Here is a 4,388-nt window from a genome sequence, read left to right as displayed (position 1 = left end):
CGGCAGCGTCAGATGTGTATAAGAGACAGTCGTGACCCTGAGCCTGGAATCGCAAGTCTCCCGTCGCACCGATGTGCTCACGAGCAACGTGGGCGATGAGACCGTCATGCTCGACGTGGAGAGAGGTTTCTACTACGGTCTCGACCCTGTGGCGACCCGGGTGTGGGAGCTGCTGACCGAGCCCGTTCGGGTGGCAGATCTCTGTGCTCGTCTCATTGACGAGTTCGAGGTGACACCAGAGGTCTGCACGGCCGACGTGACCGCCTTCCTCGAAGACCTGCGCGAGAGCGGTCTGCTCGATGTCCGAGAGATGTGAGCTCGTGCTCAACGGGCGCGGAGCTGGGCGTGATGGCCGACCCTGACACCGCTGTCACTGGCAGAGGCCCTCTCGCCCCATCTGGCTACGTCGACGTTGACGACTCTCCGAACCCGTCGGTCTATGTCGAGCGCCTCGATTCTACCGGGGCCTCTGACTTTCAGCGAGCATTGGCAGCGCAGAGCCTCGCGTGGCTCGGGCTGCGTCCGGGGAACCGTGCGCTCGAGGTCGGGTGCGGCGTGGGTCGACACGTGATGGAGATGGCGGCCGTGGTCGGTTCGACGGGCGAGGCGGTGGGCGTCGATCGCAGCCAGGTCATGCTCGAAGCGTCACAGTGCAGGGCGCGTGAGCAAGTTGCGTGCGCGGCACGGTTCGTGCGCGCCGAGGCCACCCATCTGCCGTTTGAAGATGGCTTCTTCGACGCGTGTCGCGTCATGCGGACATTGCTTCACATCGATGACGCCTACGCATCCGTGGTCGAGATGAAGCGCGTCACGCGGCCGGGAGGGCGCATCGTGATGGTGGAGCCGGACTACGGATCGGCGGTCATCGAGGGGGGCGACCCGGAGGTCACGAAACGTCTCGTGGCCGCCCGCGTGGCCCATTTCGCCCAAGGGCAGGCTGGGCTCTGGCTGGCGGGGTGGGCTGCGAAGGCTGGGCTTCGGGTGGTGGCGCAGACGCGTCTCTTGAACGAGCGAACGGGCTGGACCGCGGCGACAGAGCACCGCTATCGACAGAAGTACATCGCACCCGCGCTGGCGTTGGGCACTGTATCGCAAGCAGAGGCCGAGCGCTGGCTGGCTGACCTGCAATGTGCCGCGGAGAGCAACCGCTTCACGCACCGCACGTGCGTCACGGTCGTTGCGGCTACGCGGGTTTGAGCGGGTACAGCGTGTGCCCGAAGGGCAATCAGGAACCGCAGGTGGACGTCTTGATCGTAGAGGGGAGTCCGCCCTCCACGCAGCTCGGCGCTTTCAGCGTGTTCTCGACGAGGAGTTGCTGCAGGCGCGGGGAGTGCCACTGGCGGCGGGTTGGAAGCAGCTCTGCGGAGGGGCGCATGGCGCTGTCTTGAATCGGTTCACGTTCCATGTGGGCTGTTTCGCGCTCGGCAGCGCGTCCTCCTGTCTCGGGTTCTCCCGACTGTCGGGGTGCGTTTCGCCATCGAGAGCGCGGTTGCAAGCATGACTCTCTTCGCAGCGGTTTCGCGTGGCGCGGGCAGGTCGCAAGCAAGCGCTGTCCGGCGCATGCTCGATGGGCTGCACGATTGCCCAGGCGAGCCTCCCGCGCTGTGGCAAGGCGACGGCGTGGCTCTGGGAAACCGTGTCATGCGGGTCACGCCAGAGAGCGCGCGTGAGGCGATCCCCTTTGTCGATGATGGCGCCGGGCTGGCCATCACGGGCGACATCCGCCTCGACGAGCGAGAAGTGCTCTGTCGCGCGCTGGGGATGCGTGCCGACACGCCGGACAGCCGCATTGTGCTGGCGTCATACCAGCGCTGGGGAAGCGCGTGTGTCGAGCGGCTGTATGGTGACTTCGCCTTCGTGGTGGCCGATCTTCGACGGGGGGGGATGTTCGCCGCGCGTGACGTGGTGGGGGTGTGCCCGCTCTACTACGGTCGCGCGCCAGATGGGGCTGCTGCTGTCGCCAACGACCTGCGGGCGCTGCGCGCGTTTCTCGAAGAGGGAGACGGTTTCGAGCCTTACGTCGACGGTTCGTTTGCGGTCATGTTCCTGCGCGACCGCTGGGCGTGGCATCCCACGGCAACCTTCGATTCGCGGGTGTTCAGGGTCGCACCGGGCCACGTTGCGTGGTTTGGCGACCATCGGGTCGACGTGCGACGATGGTGGCCGTGCGGACCACCGCGCACGATTCGTGGGCTCTCTCTCGATGACGCGGTGGCGCGGATCGCGCCTGTCGTCGAGGCGTCGGTGCGCAATCGGGCGCGAACCCCCGGTCTTGTGGGCGTGCACGTGAGCGGTGGGCTCGACTCTGGCCTCGTTGCGGCGCACACGGCGCGACTGCTGCGCGCCGACGGTCGTCCAGATCCGGTGGCCTGTGGCTGGACCCCCACGCTCACGGGCGAATCGGCGACGAAGGAAGAGGTGCGGCTGCGGGCGACGGCCACGCATCTCGGTCTCGAGGTCATTCCGTGCAATCTCACGGTTGATGACATGCGCACCTACCTCACCCAGGACCCGGTCGACCTGCCCTTCGAGAACACGTTTCCCTATGAATCGGCGGTTCTGACGGGCGCGGCCGCGCGGGGGGTGACCGTCATGCTGAGCGGCTGGGGAGGAGACGAGGTCGTCTCGAGCAACGGCAACCACCTGCAGACCATGCTCCTGCTCGAGGGGCGATGGGCGCAGCTGCTGGCCGAGCTGCCCACGGCGCCCATCGTGAACATCGTGCGCTGGTTGCTTCACCCGATTCGTGAGGCCTGGTTCGGTTTTCCCCGCGTCTTGATCGGCGCGGGTGTGCTGTCTGATGCCTGGCGGGCCTCGAAGGGGAATGGCGGAGGGCGGGTGAGGCTTCCCGTGCGGCTGCGCGATCGCATGCAGACCGCGCTCGCGAACGGAATCGTGGCGACGAGACTCGAGTCGTGGGCGGCGCTCGGAGCCCGTCACGGCGTGCAGTACCGCTTCCCGCTCCTCGATCGTCGCCTCATCGAGCAGGTGCTCACCTTCCCTCACGACATCTTTCGTCAGGGCACACGCGGACGCGAAGTGATGCGCGAGCTCTGCAAGCCCTGGCTTCCAGAGGTCGTGTGGTCGGAGACCGACAAGGAAGATGCCCATCGTGAGGCGCTGCTGGTGGGTCTGTACGACGAGGCGCTGAACGAGGTCGCCCGTCGGCTGGCCCGAGGAGGCGCTTCTCCCGCGCGCGCCCGCTACGTGAACATCCCCTTTGTTGTGCGCTGGCTCGAGACAGGCGACGTGCGCAGACGCGCCTTGCTCGAGGAGGTCGTGCGCTTCCTGCAGGTCTCTGAGCCCGATTGCACCGTCGCCGTGCAAGAAGAACCGCGCCTGCTTCCCCTCCCCCGTCTCGGGCCTGTCGCGCGCCTCGGGCTTCTGGGTGCGTCTGTGGCCTACACGCCCTGGAGGCAGCTCACCCAGCGCGTCTCGCGCATCGTGCGCCGTCGGGTCGAGGGGCTCACCCGCGCCGGCCGGCCTCACGGTGAGGGGGCGTCGCCGGCGCGGCTGCGCGCCGGTGCGCCTCGCCCCATCTTCTCGACGCAGGGCCGGATCGAGGTTTCGGAAGGCAGCGCCGTCACGCTTCCGCTGGCCTATCGGGACTGGCCCCTGGCGCTGCCTGCCGACTGGCACCCGCCCACACTCGGGCGGGGTACCGGACTCGATGCGGTGATGCTGCACGCGTTTGCCTACCTCGGCGCGCTGCCGGTCGACGTCGCCCTCGACCTCATGTGCGACTGGGCCGCGCGCAACGGCAAGGTGCGTGAGAGCGACGGGCGAGACGCCTGGTACCCGTGGGCGGTCTCGATACGCGCGGTGGCGTGGATGCAGTGGCTGTCGCTGCACCGCGCCGACGTGGACGACGGGCGCCTTGCCTTGCTCACCGATTCGCTCAGCCGTCAGATGGCGTTCCTGACGAGCAATCTCGAGGAAGACATCTGCGGCAACCATCTCATCAAGAACATCCGCGCCCTTCTCTGGGCTGCCGCGGCCCTCGAGTGCGCCGATGCGGCGCAGTGGGAGCGTATCGCTCTTGGCCTGCTCGAGCGCGAGGTGGCCGTCCAGGTGCTGCCGGATGGGGTGCACTTCGAGCGCAGCCCCTCGTATCACGCGCAGGTCCTTGCCGACCTTGCCGACTGCGCCTGGGTGAACCCCCACGCGCGGGCCCTGCTGGAGCCCGTGCTCGCGCGCATGGCCCACGCGCTGGGATGGCTGGTTCACCCCGATGGGAATGTGGCGCTGCTCAACGACAGCACCATCGACGGCGCCCCCAGGCCGGAGCAGATCCGTATCGTGCTGGGCGAAGCCCTCGGCGTTCAGGTGAGCTGGGGCGACGGATCCTTTGCCCTCGAGTCGGCCGGATTCTACGGAATGAGGAACGG

General features: G+C 67.7%; 4 protein-coding genes. 3 read left to right on the top strand and 1 reads right to left on the bottom strand.

The window, feature by feature from the left end; all coding sequences use genetic code 11:
- The first annotated feature begins 31 nt into the window (after positions 1-31).
- Positions 32-316 (top strand): PqqD family protein, encoded by a 285-nt coding sequence (locus EB084_20465; protein NDD30641.1) that lies wholly within the window; start codon positions 32-34, stop codon positions 314-316.
- Entirely contained in the window at positions 313-1,197 is an 885-nt protein-coding gene (locus EB084_20460; protein NDD30640.1) for a methyltransferase domain-containing protein, read from the top strand. The genes EB084_20465 and EB084_20460 overlap by 4 nt, the downstream gene beginning before the upstream one ends.
- 28 nt (positions 1,198-1,225) lie before the next feature.
- On the opposite strand, the gene EB084_20455 is transcribed toward EB084_20460, so the two are convergent.
- Positions 1,226-1,405: a hypothetical protein gene (locus EB084_20455; GenBank protein NDD30639.1), complete on the bottom strand. Its 180-nt coding sequence runs from the start codon at positions 1,403-1,405 to the stop codon at positions 1,226-1,228.
- A gap of 155 nt (positions 1,406-1,560) precedes the next feature.
- Here EB084_20455 and EB084_20450 point away from each other — a divergent pair.
- Positions 1,561-4,388, top strand: a 2,828-nt coding sequence (locus EB084_20450) for a hypothetical protein (GenBank protein NDD30638.1), incomplete at its 3' end; no start/stop codon positions are given.

Source organism: Pseudomonadota bacterium (assembly GCA_010028905.1).
GTDB lineage: Bacteria > Vulcanimicrobiota > Xenobia > RGZZ01 > RGZZ01 > RGZZ01.
This window is presented reverse-complemented; position numbering and strand designations above follow the sequence as displayed.